The following is a 15,562-nucleotide window of genomic DNA, read 5'->3' as shown; positions in this document are numbered from 1 at the left end:
AAAATTGGATTTCCAAATTTAAAGAATGATTTTTTATTAAATTTGCAGAGCAAATTAGTTCAAAACAATATAAAAACGCAGTTTTTAAATATTTCTATTTTTAAATATTAGGAATGAAATGAGTAATATTAACCATAACTGTCAATTTTCAATTTTCAATTGTCAACTGGTTCCAAATATAAATATAGCAATAAACTGTAAGATTAGTAATATCATTTGAGAAATACATTACTTTAAATTTGAACTTGGAACCCTATATATATTGACAATAATTTTTAAAATATGATATTATTTATTTGTTCATCGGAGGATATATTTTGTAATATATGCCGGATAAGATGGTTAACTGTTGTTAACTGACTTATCCGGCTTTTTTGGTAACAAAGTATATATAAATTAATTAAGAGGAGGATAAAATGGAGACTACTAATAAAAGTTTAACAGAAGGAAATATTTATAAATCATTATTAGTTTTTGCAATACCATTTCTAGTTGCAAACTTTATACAAGCCTTATACGGAGCTGTTGATATGGCTATTGTTGGATGGTTTGGAAATTCTGCAAGTATTTCAGCAGTATCTATAGGAACACAGGTTATGCAAATTCTTAATAGCTTAATATCAGGCTTAACTATGGGAGGCACTATTTTGATTGCTCAATATTTTGGTGCAGAGAAGGAAAAAGAAACTGTAGAAACAATAAGTACAATGCTTACTTTATTTGTTTTATTTGCAGTGGGATTTACTATTTTTATGCTGTTTTTAACAACACCATTTTTAAAAGCGTTAAAAACTCCTATAGAAGCGTTTAGTGGTGCGAAAGAGTATGTAATGATTTGTTCAAGCGGAATATTATTTATTTTTGGATACAATGGGATTAGTGCAATGTTAAGAGGAATTGGTGATTCAAAAAGTCCAATGATTTTTATATTAGTTGCTTGTATTACAAATATAATATTAGATTTAATTTTAGTTGGAGGATTTAAATTAGGTCCTAAAGGAGCGGCAATAGCAACTATAGCATCTCAAGGCGTGAGCATGTTTTTAGCTATTTTCTATTTAACAAAAAAAGATTTTATTTTTAAATTTAGGTTTAAAAATTTTAGAATTTATAAAGATAAAGCTAAGAAACTTATAAATTTAGGAATACCTGTTTCACTTCAAGAAACCATGCTTTCATTATCATTTTTATTTATAACAGCAATAATAAACACATTAGGTGTAGTTCCAGCGGCAGCTGTTGGAATAGCAGGTAAATTTGATATGTTTGCAATGCTTCCAGCTATTGCATTTTCAGGAGCTATAGCATCAATTGCTGCACAAAACATTGGAGCTAATAAGCCAGAACGAGCTAGAAAAGCTCTTAATGCTAGTATGTTACTTTCATTTTTATGTTCTATAGGATTTTTTATATGGGCTCAAGTAAGTGCTGAATCTATTATGCATATGTTTAAAGCAGATGCTGAAGTAACTTTAGCAGGGGTTCAGTATATGAGGACTTTTAGTATTGACTTCATGTTAGTTGCTTTTGGGTTTTGTCAAAATGGATTTTTAAATGGATGCGGAAAAACAAGGTTTACCATGGCTAATGGTATTTTAGCATCACTTTTAATTCGTGTTCCACTTGCATATGTATTAAGTATTTATATACCTGAAAGTTTACTAGGAATAGGGCTTGCAGCACCAATTGCAACAAGTATTTCAGTTATAATATCATTTATATATATAAGAAGTGGAAAATGGAAACATAGTTGTATAGAGTAAAATATATGTTATATTAATAGACTTAGCTTTTAAATTTACTTTAAAATTGTTTTAATTAAATTAGTACATTTAATTAAGCTTTTAGTAATATATTTAAAAAAAGTTAGTATAATACGTATATAGTGATATAATAATAATAAAATGTAATTATTGGGAGGATTATTATTATGAGAAGTTTAAATCAAGTTGCCCTAGTAGGCTCCGTGCAAAGACTGTAGGAGACAAAGAACAGTTTGTTCGGAGCCGAAGTAAAATAAGGCTATAGTTTTGTGCAGTCTTTGCTTTTTATTTACAACATAAATTTGTAGATAGAGGAGCGAGGATTTTATGAGATATGAAAAAGCACAAAATATATTACCAGAAGATATGATTGAACTTATACAAGAATATATGGATGGTGGATATTTATATATACCAAGAAAAGATAAGAATAAGAAAAGTTGGGGAGATAATACTGGAGTTAAAGATGAACTAAAAATAAGAAATATGGAAATATATAATAAATATAATGCTGGAAAATCTATTAAGGAATTATCAGAAATATATTATTTAACCGAAACTAGTATTAGAAGGATTATAAGAGAACAAAAATCATATGACCCATAATTAAATATATTATAAGGTATTAGGAATAGTTTATAATTTATCTTATGGTAAGTAGTTTATAAATAAAAATTTTTAAAGACAATATTTCAATAATTGAGATATTGTCTTTATTTTTTTAGAAAACATGTTTAATACAGAAGTATTTGTGTTCTTGAGAAGTGAAGTTATGAAATGATAACATTAATTATAGAAAAAGAATTTTAAGCATGTAAGGAATGAGAAAAATGAGTATTTTAAACGTAGAAAATATGACACATGGATTTGGAGAAAAAACAGTTTTTGATAAAGTTTCTTTTAGACTTTTAAAAGGTGAACATGTTGGATTAATAGGAGCAAATGGTGAAGGAAAAACAACTTTTATGAATATTATAACTAATAAGCTTTTGCCCGATAATGGGAATGTTGAATGGAGCAAAAAAGTTAGTGTAGGATATATGGATCAGCATACAAACCTTAAAGAAGGAAAAGTTGTAAGGGAAGTATTAAAAGAAGCGTTTAATAGGTTTTATAAAATTGAAGAAGAAATGAATAGTTTATATAATAATTTAGAAAAAATGAATGAAAATGATATGATAAAGAATATAGAAAAAGCAACAAAAATTCAAGAATATTTAGAAAAAAACGATTTTTATTCAATAAATTCTAGAGTGGAAGGAACTGCTAAAGGTTTAGGAATTGATGAATTGTTAAATAGAAATGTAAATAAATTAAGTGGAGGACAAAGAACTAAGGTACTTCTTGCAAAATTGCTTTTAGAAAAGCCAGATATTCTTCTTTTAGATGAACCAACTAACTATCTTGATAAAGAGCATATTGATTTTTTAACCGCATATCTTAAAAATTATGAAAATGCATTTATCTTAATATCCCATGAAATGGAGTTTTTAAATAATGTAGTCAATGTAATATGGCATATAGAAAACAGAAAAATGGATAGATATAGTGGAAATTATGATAAATTTTTAAAACTTCATGATGAACGGAGAAAACAAGTAATATCTAATTATAATAAACAACAAAGAGAAATTGAAAAGCTTGAAGATTATATAAGAAGGAATAAAGTTAGAGCGTCAACTGCACAAATGGCTCATTCTAGAGAAAAAAAATTAAACAAAATAGAGCGAATAGAGATAAAGAAAAATTTACCTAAGCCACACTTTTATTTTAAACCTGCAAGGACTTCAGGAAGGTTAATTTTAGAAACTAAAGATTTAGTTATTGGTTATGATAAACCACTTACTAAGAAGTTAAATTTAAAGGTTGAGAGAGGTGATAAAATTGCACTGATAGGTGCTAATGGAATAGGAAAAACTACACTTTTAAAAAGTCTTATGGGTCTTATAGATTCATTAAGTGGAAAAATAGAATATGGTGACTATGGTTTTTGGGGATATTTTGAACAAGAAGTTAAAGGTTTAAATAGAAATACTGCTTTGGAAGAAATATGGAATGAATATCCAAGTAGTACGAAATTTGAAATGAGAAGTGCACTTGCTAAATGTGGCCTTACTGAAGAGCATATTAGAAGTGAAATGACAGTGTTAAGTGGTGGGGAACAAGCTAAAGTAAGACTATGTAAGCTTTTGAATAAACAAACAAATATTTTAATCTTAGATGAACCTACTAATCATCTAGATATAATTGCTAAAGAAGAATTGAAGAGAGCATTAAAAGAATATGAAGGAACTGTGCTTTTAGTATGTCATGAACCTGAATTTTATGATGGATTAGCAAATAGTGTATGGAATTGTGAAGAATGGTGCGTAAATTGTACTTAAAAGGTATATATCATTGTAAGAATATAAATTTTAGATAGACTTTAATATAGTTTTATATGAATAAACTTAAGCTATAAATCATAAATTGATTTATAGCTGAATGATAGAATTTATAGGATGGTGATATGGTGAATAAAAAGAGATTTAGTGTAACTGAAATTGAAGGTATGATAGAATCTTTTAGAGTTATCGTAGATAATAAAACAGGTGTTAATTATTTATATGTTAGTAATGGAACTTCAGGAGGACTGTCTGTGCTTTTTGATTCTAATGGGAAACCAATTGTTACAAATACAAAAATTGATAAAAAATGAACTTAGCAATTACAGTATGTAAGATAATTAAATACAACCAAAATTATAAGGAAAAAATTAATGTTAGCATAGTGGACATGTCCATAAGTTTTGAAAACTTTATCCACTCATCATCTAATTTAATTTTAGCATTTGAGTTGTAGCCATTATAAAAAGAAGAGTAGATAGAATCAGGAAGGTGGATTTAGTATTTTTGATCTACTATCTATATTCAAAGAAGTTACGGCTTCATAAGAAAAAATATTATTTGCAGCTGAGCAAACTAATATTTTAAGTAAGAATGTTACAAAGTCACCTCATATTTTAATTGATATGAAATATAATATGAGAGAAGAATTAGATGTATTTACAATAAAAAATTAAAGATAAACTTCAATTATATAGTTATAAAAAATACGCTTAATCATATGATTAAGCGTATTTTTAGGAAGATGAATTAAATTTATTTAAAATGTCTATTTAATAGACCATTAAAAGCACAACCGTGTCTAGCTTCATCTTTACACATTTCATGAACAGTATCATGAATAGCATCTAAATTTAATTTTTTAGCAAGTGTTGCTAAATCCTTTTTACCTTGACAAGCTCCATGTTCAGCATCAACTCTAGCTTGTAAATTAGCTTTAGTATCAGCTACAACAACTTCTCCTAAAATTTCAGCAAATTTGGCAGCATGTTCAGCTTCTTCCCATGCTATTCTCTTATAAGCTTCAGCAACTTCAGGGAAACCTTCTCTATCAGCTTGACGACTCATAGCAATGTACATACCAACTTCAGTACATTCCCCAATAAAATTAGCTCTTAAACCTTCAATAACTTCAGGATCTATATCTTTAGCAATTCCTATTCTATGCTCATCAGCAAAAACCATAGTATCGCTCTTTTCAACAAATTTATCAGCACCTACTTTACAAACTGGGCAAATTTCTGGTGCACTTTCTCCTTCATGAATATAACCACAAACTGTACAAACAAATTTTTTCATAATATATCCTCCTCAAAATTCAATACTTTTTTTATTTATAATTTATAATGTTTTATTAATCTTTCGTCCTTACAATATTTATTATAAAGCATAAAATAATAATTATCAACAAATAATAATTATTATTTTATAAAATTTTAATATTAAAAAATAAACTTATAAATTAATACAAATGTAATTATTATATAACAATATAAATTCATGGTATTATATAGGAAAACAAGCTCGAATTTAAAACTATTTTTCTAACTGTAAATATATTGATTTCAAAATTATGCTTTATTTTAAGGCGTTTTTGATCTAGTTTCACTCTTATAGCAATCCAAGTTTAACTTTTAAGTTATTCATGTTTCAGTTGATAAATTATATGAAAATTAACGATTAACGATGAACAATTAACAACTTATAGCCCCCTTAATTACATTGGACAAAGTTAATTTAAATATTTACAATTATATTAATGAAATTAGGAGGGTTACAATATGTCAAAAGTTGTTTTTAAAAGAACTTTTTCAGAAGAGCAAAGAGTTGCTTATGTTAAAGAAGTTCTTGAATCTGGTAGTAATATTTTAATAGCTAAAAAATACGATATTAATCCTGTTCAATTAAGTACTTGGGTTAATAATTATCGTAGATATTCTCAAACCTTAAAACCAAAGAATCCGAAGGAAGGTGAAATTGTACCTAACTATAAAAAGGAATATCAAAAGTTTAAAGGTGAAAATGAAGAGCTAAAATTAAAAATAGCAATACTTGAAGATCTTCTAAAAAAAAACAGCCAACGCTAGATGATAGAATTGTAATTGCTCATAAATGGATAAAATTAGGCTATAAAGTTATTACTGTACTAAATATTCTAGAAGTATCTAAGTCGTCTTATTATTATAAAGTAAAGCAAGAAAAAGATCAGAGAAGCTACGCTAATACAGGCCGTAGGATTCCTGGATTTAGCTATAGCTTTAATGGAATAAAAATTAATGACTTAGATATACAAAACTATATAGTTAAAATCAAGTCTCAAAAAACTAGTAAGTTCTATGGCTATAAAAAGGTTACTGTTGTTTTAAGAAACAATTACAATATCAAAATTAACAAGAAGAAAGTTAGAAGGTTAATGAAAAACCTAAGTTTGCTAGATACAGATAGAAAACGTACTCTAAAACGAGTATCTCGTGTATGAGAAAGCAGAGCAGTAACAAAATCAAACCAGTTATGGCAAATGGACATAAAGTATGCATTCATAGCAGGAACAAAGAAAACTGCGTATATAACTTCTATAATAGATGTATTTGATAGAGAAATTGTAAGCACATCAATAGATTTATCTGCAACTGGTGAAGTTGCTAAAAAGGTTTTAATTCAGGGTTTATACTCTAGAGGTATCAAAGATAATCCAAATGGACTAGTCATCCGTACGGATAATGGTAGTCAATTTATTAGTGGTACCTTTGAAAAATCATGCCTTGATGAAAATGTTTTGCATGAAAGAATACCTGTTAGAAGCCCGAATTATAATGCTTTTATCGAATCATATCATAGATATCTACAAGATGAATGTCTTACTGGCAGCATATATTGGAGTTTAGATGAAATACGTAATGATGTAAATGATTTTGTTTATAGATATAACAATGAAAGAATTCATTCCTCAATTGGATATATCTCCCCGCATCAATATTATCTTAACAAGTTAAGGTGTGCTTAAAAATCTAAGTATATACTAGCATAAGTTAATTATGTCCAATTAGCGGGGAGCCATCCGACAATCATTGTTAATTATGGATTTATAGAAAAGGTTAACAAAATAGATATGCACCTGAAATTCAAAAGTTATATTAATTATATGTAATTTTGGGGTTATAGAGTATAAATAGACGATTTAAGTAAGTATATAAATATAGGTGAGATTTTAGATAAAGATATTTTTGCTAGTGCTAATATGAGGAAGAGATTGTATTCGTTAGCTGTTGGATATGGATGGATTTCATCAGAAATTAAAAATGAAATAGTTATGGAGGTTTATAAAAATATAAGTAGGTTGAATATATGTTAATAATAAGAAATTTTAAAAATATCAAGAGAGAGAATTTTAATTTGGATTTAGGAATATAATTGGAGATGATAATAGATGGAGTTTAAAGAAGTAAAAATTGAAATATATGTTCCAGAGGAATATATAACAGAATTAAGAAATGAGCTTAACAATGTAAATGCATGCAAGGTTGGATATTATGATAATGTTATATCAATAACAGATGTTAGAGGATATTGGAGACCATTAAAAGATGCTACCCCTTTTCAAGGCGAAATAGGTGAAATTTGTGAAGGGAGAGAGTGCAAAATGGAATTAAGATGTAGAAGTCAATATGTTAAGAAAGCACTTGAAGTAATAAGGAAAATACATCCTTATGAAGAACCATTAATTAATGTGATACCTATATTAAATGAATTATTTGAATAAAAGAGAATTCATTTATAATATTTTATATTTGCTCTTTAGTTTTTAATCTAAATATTTCTAAACATATAAATGCTTTTGAATATGACATTGCTAATAGTTATAGCGTATTTTCAATTATAAGATAAAAAAGTAAGATTTTATGTAAAAATATTGAAATAAATAGAATATAAAGGTAATATAATGTATGTAACTATAAATTCAAAAGTTGAAAAATATCATAAATAAATACATTGAAAGTTATAGAAACTAAAAAATAGTTATATACTGTAATTATTATAAAAAGAAAGGATGTATTGTGTTAAAAAAAATGAGAAGAAAAGATAAAGAAATAAAAAATAAAGAAGCCATGGAGTTATTAAAAAAGTGTGACCATGGTGTTCTATCTACAGTTGATAGTAATGGATATCCATATGGAGTGCCTATAAGTTATGTATATAAGAATGATTCAATATATTTTCATTGTGCAATAGAAGGGAAGAAACTAGAAAACATATTATGTAATGATAAAGTATCATTTTGTGTTGTTGGAGACACTAAGCTTATTCCAGAGAAATTTACTTTCAAATATGAAAGCGTTATAGTGTTTGGAATAGCAAGTGAAGTTAATGATAATGAAAAAAATGAAGTGCTTCTAGAATTAATAAAAAAATATGCTGAAGATTATGTAGAAAAAGGAAAAGAATATATTATAAACTCTTGTGCTAAAACAAGAGTTATTAAAATAGATATTGAACATATTTCAGGAAAAGGAAATATGTGAAACATAAAAATTTAAATTAATAGTAGTGAATTTTAAAATACTTTTTAGCTTTAAACATGTTGATTTGAAGATAATTGTTTATTTTAAAATTATAAGAATCAATATATGAAATATAACTAAATAAGTATTAAGTATTTATATAAATTAGGGAGAATTTATTATGAATTATTGTATTAATGGGGTACCAACAAAGGAAGAAGCAATGAGTATGTTAAATGAAGCTAAGGATTTAAATCCAGGTCCATGGTTTGAACATTCTATTAATGTAGCAGAGTCAGCAAGGCTTATAGCAGAGGAAATAGAAGAATTAGATTCAGAACTTGCTTATATTTTAGGACTTCTACATGATATAGGTAGAAGAGAGGGTATACATGGCATGAGGCATGGATTTGATGGATTTAAATATTTAAAAGAAAATGGATATGAAATGGCAGGAAAAATTTGTTTAAGCCATACATCTTTTGAGCTTGATAATGAAGTTATTATTGTTGGAAGATGGGATGGAACAGAAGAAGAACATAAGTTTGTAACTGAATATTTAAGTAGAGAGAAAGAATCAGATTATGATAAATTGATAAAGTTATGTGATTATATATCATTACCAAGTGGGCATTGTCTAATTGAAAAAAGACTTGTAGATACCACACTTAGAGGTGGGTTTAATGAATATACAATACCAAGATGGAAATCAACTTTTGAAAATAAGGAATATTTAGAAAACAAGATGAGAAAATCAATTTATGATGTACTACCAAATGTGAAGGAAAATACATTTAAGTAGAAAATAAGTTATTTATCAAAGAACACTTTTAACAGGAATTAAAAGTGTTCTTTAGTATAATTTTAAAAAGAAAGAGGATATAGGGAAACAAGCTCGAATTCAAAACTATTTTTAAAGCTGTAAATATATCGCTTTTAAAAGAAATGCTTACTTTAAAATGATTCGGAGCTAGTCTCACTCTTGAGGGTGTCCAAATTTTTGAAGCAATAATTTTAAAGATGAACTTGAAACCCTATATAGGGTTCCAAGGTGAAAAATGAAATTATTCAAATATTAAATTAGAATGGTAGTAGGAAAAGAAAAAAGTTTTTCAATTGAGAAAGACATTACTTTAAATTTGGAACTCTATAGCATAATTTTAAAAAGAAATAAGATATGAATAAGAACTAGTAAACAATCAAAAAAATTTATTTATAAAAAGTATCATAGGCATTGGAGATGAGGGTTATGTTAACAAAAACCTTTGGAATTAAGTTAGAAAATGAAGTGTATAGAGACAGAGAGGGTGTTTATGCCATTATTTTTAATAATGAAGGAAATGTAGCAACAGTAAGAACAAATAAGGGTAATTTTCTTATTGGTGGTGGAATAAAGTATAAAGAAAATCATGAAGAATGTCTTAAAAGAGAGTGCATTGAAGAAACTGGTTATGATGTAGAAGTAAAAGAAATTTTATGTAAAGCAGATAAATATTGTTTGTCAGAGGATAAAGGAGATTATTTTCACCCAATAGGATATTTTTATAGTGCAAATTTGAAAGAAAAAATAAAAGATCCTATAGAAAAAAATCATAAGTTTGAATGGATTTCTATAAGTGATTTGAATAGTAAAATGTATTTAGAACATCAAAAATGGGCTGTAGAACAAGCTGTCTTAAACAGAATTTAATAATAAATATGTATAAGGAGTATTTCATGATTATTTATAAAGTATCATTAGATGAAATTCAGTGGGATAAACTTTGTGAATTGTATGAGAGAGTAGGATTGTTAAAAAGATTTATAAACAATAATGAATATGAAAAAATTAAAATTGCATTTGAAAGCAGTTATAAGGTTGTAACTGCTTGGGATAAAGAAAAATTAGTTGGTGCTGGAAGAATGATATCAGACGGAGTATGCTATGGTGCTATATTTGATGTGGGGGTATTACCTGAATATCAAAAAAAAGGTATAGGAAGAGGAGTAATGAATGAATTATTAAAAGGTAATGATAATATTCCAATTCACTTAACTTCAACTTTTGGAAATGAAGAATTTTATAAGAAATTAAGTTTTAAAAAACATAAAACAGCATATTCAAGATATCCTTTCAAAACAGATTATGTAGAAGATTAGGGGAAAGTAGAATGTTTGAATTTATATCTAAGTTTGATGAATTAGAAAATGATATAGTTCATTTAAAAATAATTGAAAAGTCTAAAGGAGATAAAAATTTATTGCCATTTTATTATTATGATATATATGAAAATAAATCAAATAAAAATATTGGTAAAATAAGTATAAGAATAGGAGAGAATTATGATTCATACTATAACGGAAATATTGGATATGAAATTGATAAAAGTTTTAGAGGGCATTCATATTCATTTCATGCGTCTAAATTAGTTTTAAACATAGCAAAAGAACATGGTATGGATTTTATTTATATAACATGTAATGAATTTAATTATGCATCAAGAAGAATAATTGAAAGATTAGGTGGAATTTTAAAAGAAATAACTGATGTGCCTAAGGATTATTTTGCATGGTATGATGGAATATGTAGACATTGTATATATAAATTGATATTGTGAAAAAATTAGAGGGATGTGTTTGATATGTTAAATCATAAGGGAACAGAAAATTTAGAAACTAAGAGACTTACTTTAAGAAGATTTAGAGAAGATGATGCAATAGATATGTTTAATAATTGGTCATCGCATAGTGAGGTAACAAAATACTTATCTTGGACACCTCATAATAATATAGAAACAAGTAAAAAACTTGTGGACTTTTGGGTAAATGGTTATAAAAATGAAAAACAGTATAATTGGGCTATTGAGTTAAAAGAATATAAGGGTGTTATTGGGAATATCACTTTATTAGAGATTGATGATGATACTGAAAATTGCGAGGTAGGATATTGTATTGGAGAGGCATTTTGGAATAGAGGGATTATGACAGAAGCATTATTAAAAGTAATTGACTTTGGATTCAATGAAATAGGATTTAAGCGTATAGCAGCTAGATTTGATGTAAACAATATTGCATCAGAAAAAGTTATGAAAAAGTGCAATTTAACTTATGAAGGTACACTAAGAAAAATTGCTAGAAATAATGAAGGAAATTTAGTTGATTGTAGTTATTATTCAATACTTAAAGAAGAATATTATAATAGTGAGGATAAATAATTATGAAAAAGAGAACTAATGTACAAGCATTTGTTTTTTGTTTAAATCCATATTTTAATGTTTTAATTTTAAAACGTACACCAGAAAGAAGTGGTTATTGGCAGCCTGTTTCAGGAGGTGTTGAAAACAAAGAAGAATTAAGAGACACAGTAATTCGTGAAGTTTTTGAAGAAACAGGAATAGTTAATGTAGATGATATTATAGATTTAAATTATACATTTGAATATGAAGAACCAAAGAATGGTGAATTAATGGAGATGAAAGACTATTGCTTTGCAGTTAAAATTAAAAATATTGTAGACATAAAAATATCAAATGAGCATGAAGAATATAAATGGTGTTCATATGATGAAGCAAAAAAATATTTAAAATGGAAGCATAATTTAGTTGCATTAGAAAAACTCTATAATATTCAAAGTAAATTTTAAATGAAATTTCTATAAGATTTCAAATTTGAAAATAAGATTATTTAAGTATCAAATAAAGGTAATGTTATTAATGTTTCAGTTGAGAATTCTAATTAGTTTAATTGAAAATGAATGTAAAATTTGGATTTCCAAACTCTTACTTGGTTCCAAATATAAAAATAGAAAAAATTGTAAGTTTAACAATATCATTTCATAAAGATGTTATTTAAAATTTGAATTTGGAACCCTATAAATAGAGGCAACTGATTTAAGATCAGTTGCCTCTAACGTTTTTGTGATTATAAAATTTTATGGTAAGGGGTGTTTTATTGACATTTGTTTAATAATAAAGTAAAATAAAAAACGCTTACATGAATATGTGTTCAAATATTCCTAAATAATTCATATTTTATAAAAAAATATATTAATTAGAAAATATAGGCAATGTATTCACAAATAAAGTGAAAAATTTCAAGTTTCCTTATTAACTTATTCATTCCAAAACTTGAAATTAAACAAGACAAGCCACAAGGTTTATTTAAAATATTATAACTTTGTGTGGAAAGAGGAGATGTTTTATTATGAGAAAGAAAAGTATAGCTTTAATTTTAGCAATGGTAGGCGCTATAAATATAGCTTTTTACAGCAGTAGTTTTTCAGTAGTTTATGGTGCTGAAAAAACAATAGAAGATGCAAATGCGGAATTAGATAAGGTAATTGAAAATTTAAGAAACTTAGAGAAAGAAACTGAAAAATTACAAAGTCAAATAGATAGTACTAAAAAAAATATTGCTAATATAGAAAGTGAAAATGCTAAATTAGAAAAAGAAAATGAGAAAATAAAAAAAGATATAGAAGCTGCTGAAGTTTCTAAAAAAGAAAAATATGAACTTATAAGATCTGTTATGAAGATTCAATATGAACAAAATGCTACAGGTTATTTAGCGTTATTATTGCAATCTAAAGATTTAAATAATTTTATAATGAGATTTGAAATGGTAAGCAATTTAATAAAAAATAATAATTCATTAGTAGATGAAATTAATGAACTTGAAAGCAACTTAAAAGAAAAGAAAACTAAATTAGAAAATCAAATAAAAGAAATTGAAGAAAAGAAAAAAGTTGCAGAAACTGAAAAAGTAAAACTTGAAGGCTTGAAGAGTAAACAAACTGAAGAAAAGAAAAAGTTATCAAAAATTCAAAGTGACCTAGAAGAAGAAATTAAAACATTAGAAAAAGAAGCAGCAAGTATGGCTAGTGGAGGAAAATATGAAGGCGGTCAAATGATGTGGCCAGTTGTGGGATACTACAATATTTCTTCTTATTTTGGATATAGAGCAGATCCATTTACTGGAGAAACTAAGTATCATAATGCAATAGATATACCAGCACCAGCTGGAACACCAGTAGTTGCAGCTAATGGAGGAACTGTAATTACATCTAGTTACAGCTCATCTTATGGAAATTTAGTTATAATAGATCATGGTGGCGGATTACTTACTTATTATGCACATAATACTTCACTTTTAGTCAGTGTAGGTCAAAAGGTTTCAAAAGGACAAAATATAGCAACTGTAGGAACAACAGGAAATTCTACAGGTAATCATAGTCATTTTGGAGTGCAATTAAATGGTTCATTTGTGGATCCAATGGGTTATTTACAAAAGTAAATGGAGGCTTATTAATGATAAACTTTAAAAATGTTACAAAAAATTATAATGATAAAAATGTAGCAGTAAATAATATAAATATGAAAGTTAGTTCAGGAGAGTTTGTTTTTTTAGTTGGATTATCTGGTTCAGGGAAATCTTCTGTAATAAAAATGATATTAGGAGAAACAAAAGCAACAAAAGGTATAATTAATGTTGATAATTGTAATATTTTTTCAATTAAAGAAAAGGACATGCCTTATTTTAGAAGAAAAATTGGTGTAGTATTTCAAGATTTTAGATTACTACCACAAAAAACAGTATATCAAAATGTTGAATATGCAATGAAAGTAGTTGAAGCAGAGGAAAATGATATAAATAAAAAAGTTCCTCAAATATTAAAATTAGTAGGACTTCATAAGAAAGCAAATTGTTATCCTCATGAATTATCGGGTGGAGAACAACAAAGAGTTGCAGTAGCAAGGGCAATTATAAATGAACCTAAAATATTACTTGCAGATGAGCCTACAGGAAATTTAGATCCAATTACAGCAAAAGAAATTGTGGATTTATTAGTTGATATAAATAATCGTGGTACAACTGTAATTATGGCTACCCATGATACTAATATTGTTAACTCTTTGAAAAAGAGAGTAATTAGTATGAGCAAAGGAGTAATTATTAGTGATAATGAGGATGGTGAGTATATAATTGAAGCTTAAAACTGCAACAGGATTATTTAAAGAAGGATTTTATAATATGCTAAAAAATAGGCTAGTTTCTATTGTAGCTATTAGTACAGTTTTTATATCATTAAGTATATTTGGAATAGTATACATGTTTATAAATATAGTTAATGAAAACATTAATAATATGCAAGGTGAAGTTGAAGTAGTTGCTTTTTTAGATGAAAATATAGAAAAAAGTGAAGTAGCATCATTGCAAAAAGAAATAGAGAATATGGATAATGTTAAAAGTGTAGAATATGTTTCATCAGAAGAGGGACTTAAAGAATACAATGAAAGCTTATCTACACAAGGTGACACAGAAATGGCTCAAATTCTTAATGAAGTAGTGGAAGAAACCAAAAATCCAATACCAGCAAGTTTTTCTATAAAAACTGTAGAGCCTACTAAAAATGAGGAAGTAAAGGAAAATGTAGATTCCTTGGAAGCTATATATAAGGTTAATGATAGTAGTGTAATAACAAGCTTTTTACAAAAGTTTAGTAAGTATACTAAGATTATAGGTGGAGCTTTTATAATTGGATTAGTTGTTGCATCAGTACTTTTAATATCTAATAGTATTAAAGTAGCAATTTTTGTGAGAAAAAAAGAAATTAGTATAATTAAGTACATAGGAGCAACTAATAATTACATACGATTGCCATTTATAATGGAAGGATTTTTAATTGGAACTATAGGAGCACTTTTAAGTGCAGGAGTAATATCCATAATATACTATAGTGCAACAGGAACTATAACCAATGTTCTTAGTCAAATGATAAGTGGATTCGTTATGCCAAGTTTAAGCAGTCTTTTAATTCTATTAGTACCTATAATGATTTTAATAGGTAGTGGAATTGGGATTCTTGGAAGTTTAATATCAATTAGAAAATATTTAAAAGTATAGAATAAAATATAAATCATATCAAAATAATTTATAC

19 protein-coding genes and 1 pseudogene are annotated in these 15,562 nt (G+C 26.7%); 19 read left to right on the top strand and 1 reads right to left on the bottom strand.

The window, feature by feature from the left end; translation table 11 throughout:
- Positions 1 to 416 precede the first annotated feature (416 nt).
- The 5 genes from BN346_RS05885 to BN346_RS21560 all read left to right on the top strand — a co-directional run bounded on the left by BN346_RS05885 (position 417) and on the right by BN346_RS21560 (position 4,604).
- Positions 417 to 1,763: an MATE family efflux transporter gene (locus tag BN346_RS05885; protein ID WP_034440457.1), complete on the top strand. Its 1,347-nt coding sequence runs from the start codon at positions 417 to 419 to the stop codon at positions 1,761 to 1,763.
- A 327-nt stretch (positions 1,764 to 2,090) separates the two neighbouring features.
- A complete protein-coding gene (locus BN346_RS05880; RefSeq protein WP_034440456.1) occupies positions 2,091 to 2,369 on the top strand; it encodes a CD3324 family protein in 279 nt (92 codons plus the stop codon).
- A gap of 224 nt (positions 2,370 to 2,593) precedes the next feature.
- A complete protein-coding gene (locus BN346_RS05875; RefSeq protein WP_034440453.1) occupies positions 2,594 to 4,147 on the top strand; it encodes an ABC-F family ATP-binding cassette domain-containing protein in 1,554 nt (517 codons plus the stop codon).
- A 125-nt stretch (positions 4,148 to 4,272) separates the two neighbouring features.
- Entirely contained in the window at positions 4,273 to 4,461 is a 189-nt protein-coding gene (locus BN346_RS05870) for a DUF6440 family protein (protein ID WP_034440451.1), read from the top strand.
- A complete protein-coding gene (locus BN346_RS21560; protein ID WP_158644458.1) occupies positions 4,458 to 4,604 on the top strand; it encodes a hypothetical protein in 147 nt (48 codons plus the stop codon). The genes BN346_RS05870 and BN346_RS21560 overlap by 4 nt, the downstream gene beginning before the upstream one ends.
- 299 nt (positions 4,605 to 4,903) lie before the next feature.
- On the opposite strand, the gene BN346_RS05865 is transcribed toward BN346_RS21560, so the two are convergent.
- Positions 4,904 to 5,446, bottom strand: coding sequence for an NADH peroxidase (locus BN346_RS05865; RefSeq protein WP_034440450.1), 543 nt, complete (start codon positions 5,444 to 5,446; stop codon positions 4,904 to 4,906).
- A gap of 482 nt (positions 5,447 to 5,928) precedes the next feature.
- Here BN346_RS05865 and BN346_RS05860 point away from each other — a divergent pair, with 482 nt between their 5' ends.
- The 14 genes and pseudogenes from BN346_RS05860 (at position 5,929) to ftsX (ending at position 15,528) form a co-directional block, all read left to right on the top strand.
- Complete coding sequence (locus BN346_RS05860; protein ID WP_034440448.1) at positions 5,929 to 6,234, top strand: transposase; 306 nt, start codon at positions 5,929 to 5,931, stop codon at positions 6,232 to 6,234.
- A gap of 8 nt (positions 6,235 to 6,242) precedes the next feature.
- Positions 6,243 to 6,626 carry an IS3 family transposase gene (locus tag BN346_RS22310; RefSeq protein WP_101541682.1) on the top strand — a complete coding sequence of 128 codons (384 nt, stop codon included), beginning with the start codon at positions 6,243 to 6,245 and terminating at the stop codon, positions 6,624 to 6,626.
- Positions 6,627 to 6,653: 27 nt separating this feature from the next.
- Positions 6,654 to 7,151, top strand: a pseudogene (locus BN346_RS05855) (transposase); the annotation flags it as partial.
- Positions 7,152 to 7,574: 423 nt separating this feature from the next.
- The gene (cutA, locus tag BN346_RS05850; protein ID WP_034440447.1) at positions 7,575 to 7,907 is read left to right on the top strand and encodes a divalent cation tolerance protein CutA; all 333 of its coding nucleotides are present in this window, start codon (positions 7,575 to 7,577) and stop codon (positions 7,905 to 7,907) included.
- A 295-nt stretch (positions 7,908 to 8,202) separates the two neighbouring features.
- Positions 8,203 to 8,667 (top strand): pyridoxamine 5'-phosphate oxidase family protein, encoded by a 465-nt coding sequence (locus BN346_RS05845; RefSeq protein WP_034440446.1) that lies wholly within the window; start codon positions 8,203 to 8,205, stop codon positions 8,665 to 8,667.
- Positions 8,668 to 8,827: 160 nt separating this feature from the next.
- Positions 8,828 to 9,448, top strand: a complete 621-nt coding sequence (locus tag BN346_RS05840; protein WP_034440444.1) for an HD domain-containing protein — start codon at positions 8,828 to 8,830, stop codon at positions 9,446 to 9,448.
- A 447-nt stretch (positions 9,449 to 9,895) separates the two neighbouring features.
- Complete coding sequence (locus BN346_RS05835; protein WP_034440442.1) at positions 9,896 to 10,336, top strand: NUDIX domain-containing protein; 441 nt, start codon at positions 9,896 to 9,898, stop codon at positions 10,334 to 10,336.
- Between the two features lie 26 nt (positions 10,337 to 10,362).
- Positions 10,363 to 10,785: a GNAT family N-acetyltransferase gene (locus tag BN346_RS05830; RefSeq protein ID WP_034440440.1), complete on the top strand. Its 423-nt coding sequence runs from the start codon at positions 10,363 to 10,365 to the stop codon at positions 10,783 to 10,785.
- Between the two features lie 11 nt (positions 10,786 to 10,796).
- Positions 10,797 to 11,243: a GNAT family N-acetyltransferase gene (locus BN346_RS05825; RefSeq protein WP_034440438.1), complete on the top strand. Its 447-nt coding sequence runs from the start codon at positions 10,797 to 10,799 to the stop codon at positions 11,241 to 11,243.
- A 24-nt stretch (positions 11,244 to 11,267) separates the two neighbouring features.
- Complete coding sequence (locus BN346_RS05820) at positions 11,268 to 11,840, top strand: GNAT family N-acetyltransferase (RefSeq protein WP_034440436.1); 573 nt, start codon at positions 11,268 to 11,270, stop codon at positions 11,838 to 11,840.
- Positions 11,841 to 11,842: 2 nt separating this feature from the next.
- Positions 11,843 to 12,268 (top strand): NUDIX hydrolase, encoded by a 426-nt coding sequence (locus tag BN346_RS05815; RefSeq protein WP_034440434.1) that lies wholly within the window; start codon positions 11,843 to 11,845, stop codon positions 12,266 to 12,268.
- 560 nt (positions 12,269 to 12,828) lie between these two features.
- Complete coding sequence (locus BN346_RS20435) at positions 12,829 to 13,917, top strand: murein hydrolase activator EnvC family protein (RefSeq protein ID WP_051540077.1); 1,089 nt, start codon at positions 12,829 to 12,831, stop codon at positions 13,915 to 13,917.
- Between the two features lie 14 nt (positions 13,918 to 13,931).
- Positions 13,932 to 14,618, top strand: a complete 687-nt coding sequence (ftsE, locus tag BN346_RS05805) for a cell division ATP-binding protein FtsE (RefSeq protein WP_034440432.1) — start codon at positions 13,932 to 13,934, stop codon at positions 14,616 to 14,618.
- Entirely contained in the window at positions 14,608 to 15,528 is a 921-nt protein-coding gene (gene ftsX, locus BN346_RS05800; protein WP_034440430.1) for a permease-like cell division protein FtsX, read from the top strand. The genes ftsE and ftsX overlap by 11 nt, the downstream gene beginning before the upstream one ends.
- Positions 15,529 to 15,562 lie beyond the last annotated feature (34 nt).

This window comes from Clostridium ihumii AP5, from assembly GCF_000612845.1.
In the GTDB taxonomy this organism is placed as follows: domain Bacteria; phylum Bacillota; class Clostridia; order Clostridiales; family Clostridiaceae; genus Clostridium_J; species Clostridium_J ihumii.
The sequence above is the reverse complement of the archived record's forward strand: the minus strand, read 5'-3'. Positions and strand labels throughout refer to the sequence as shown.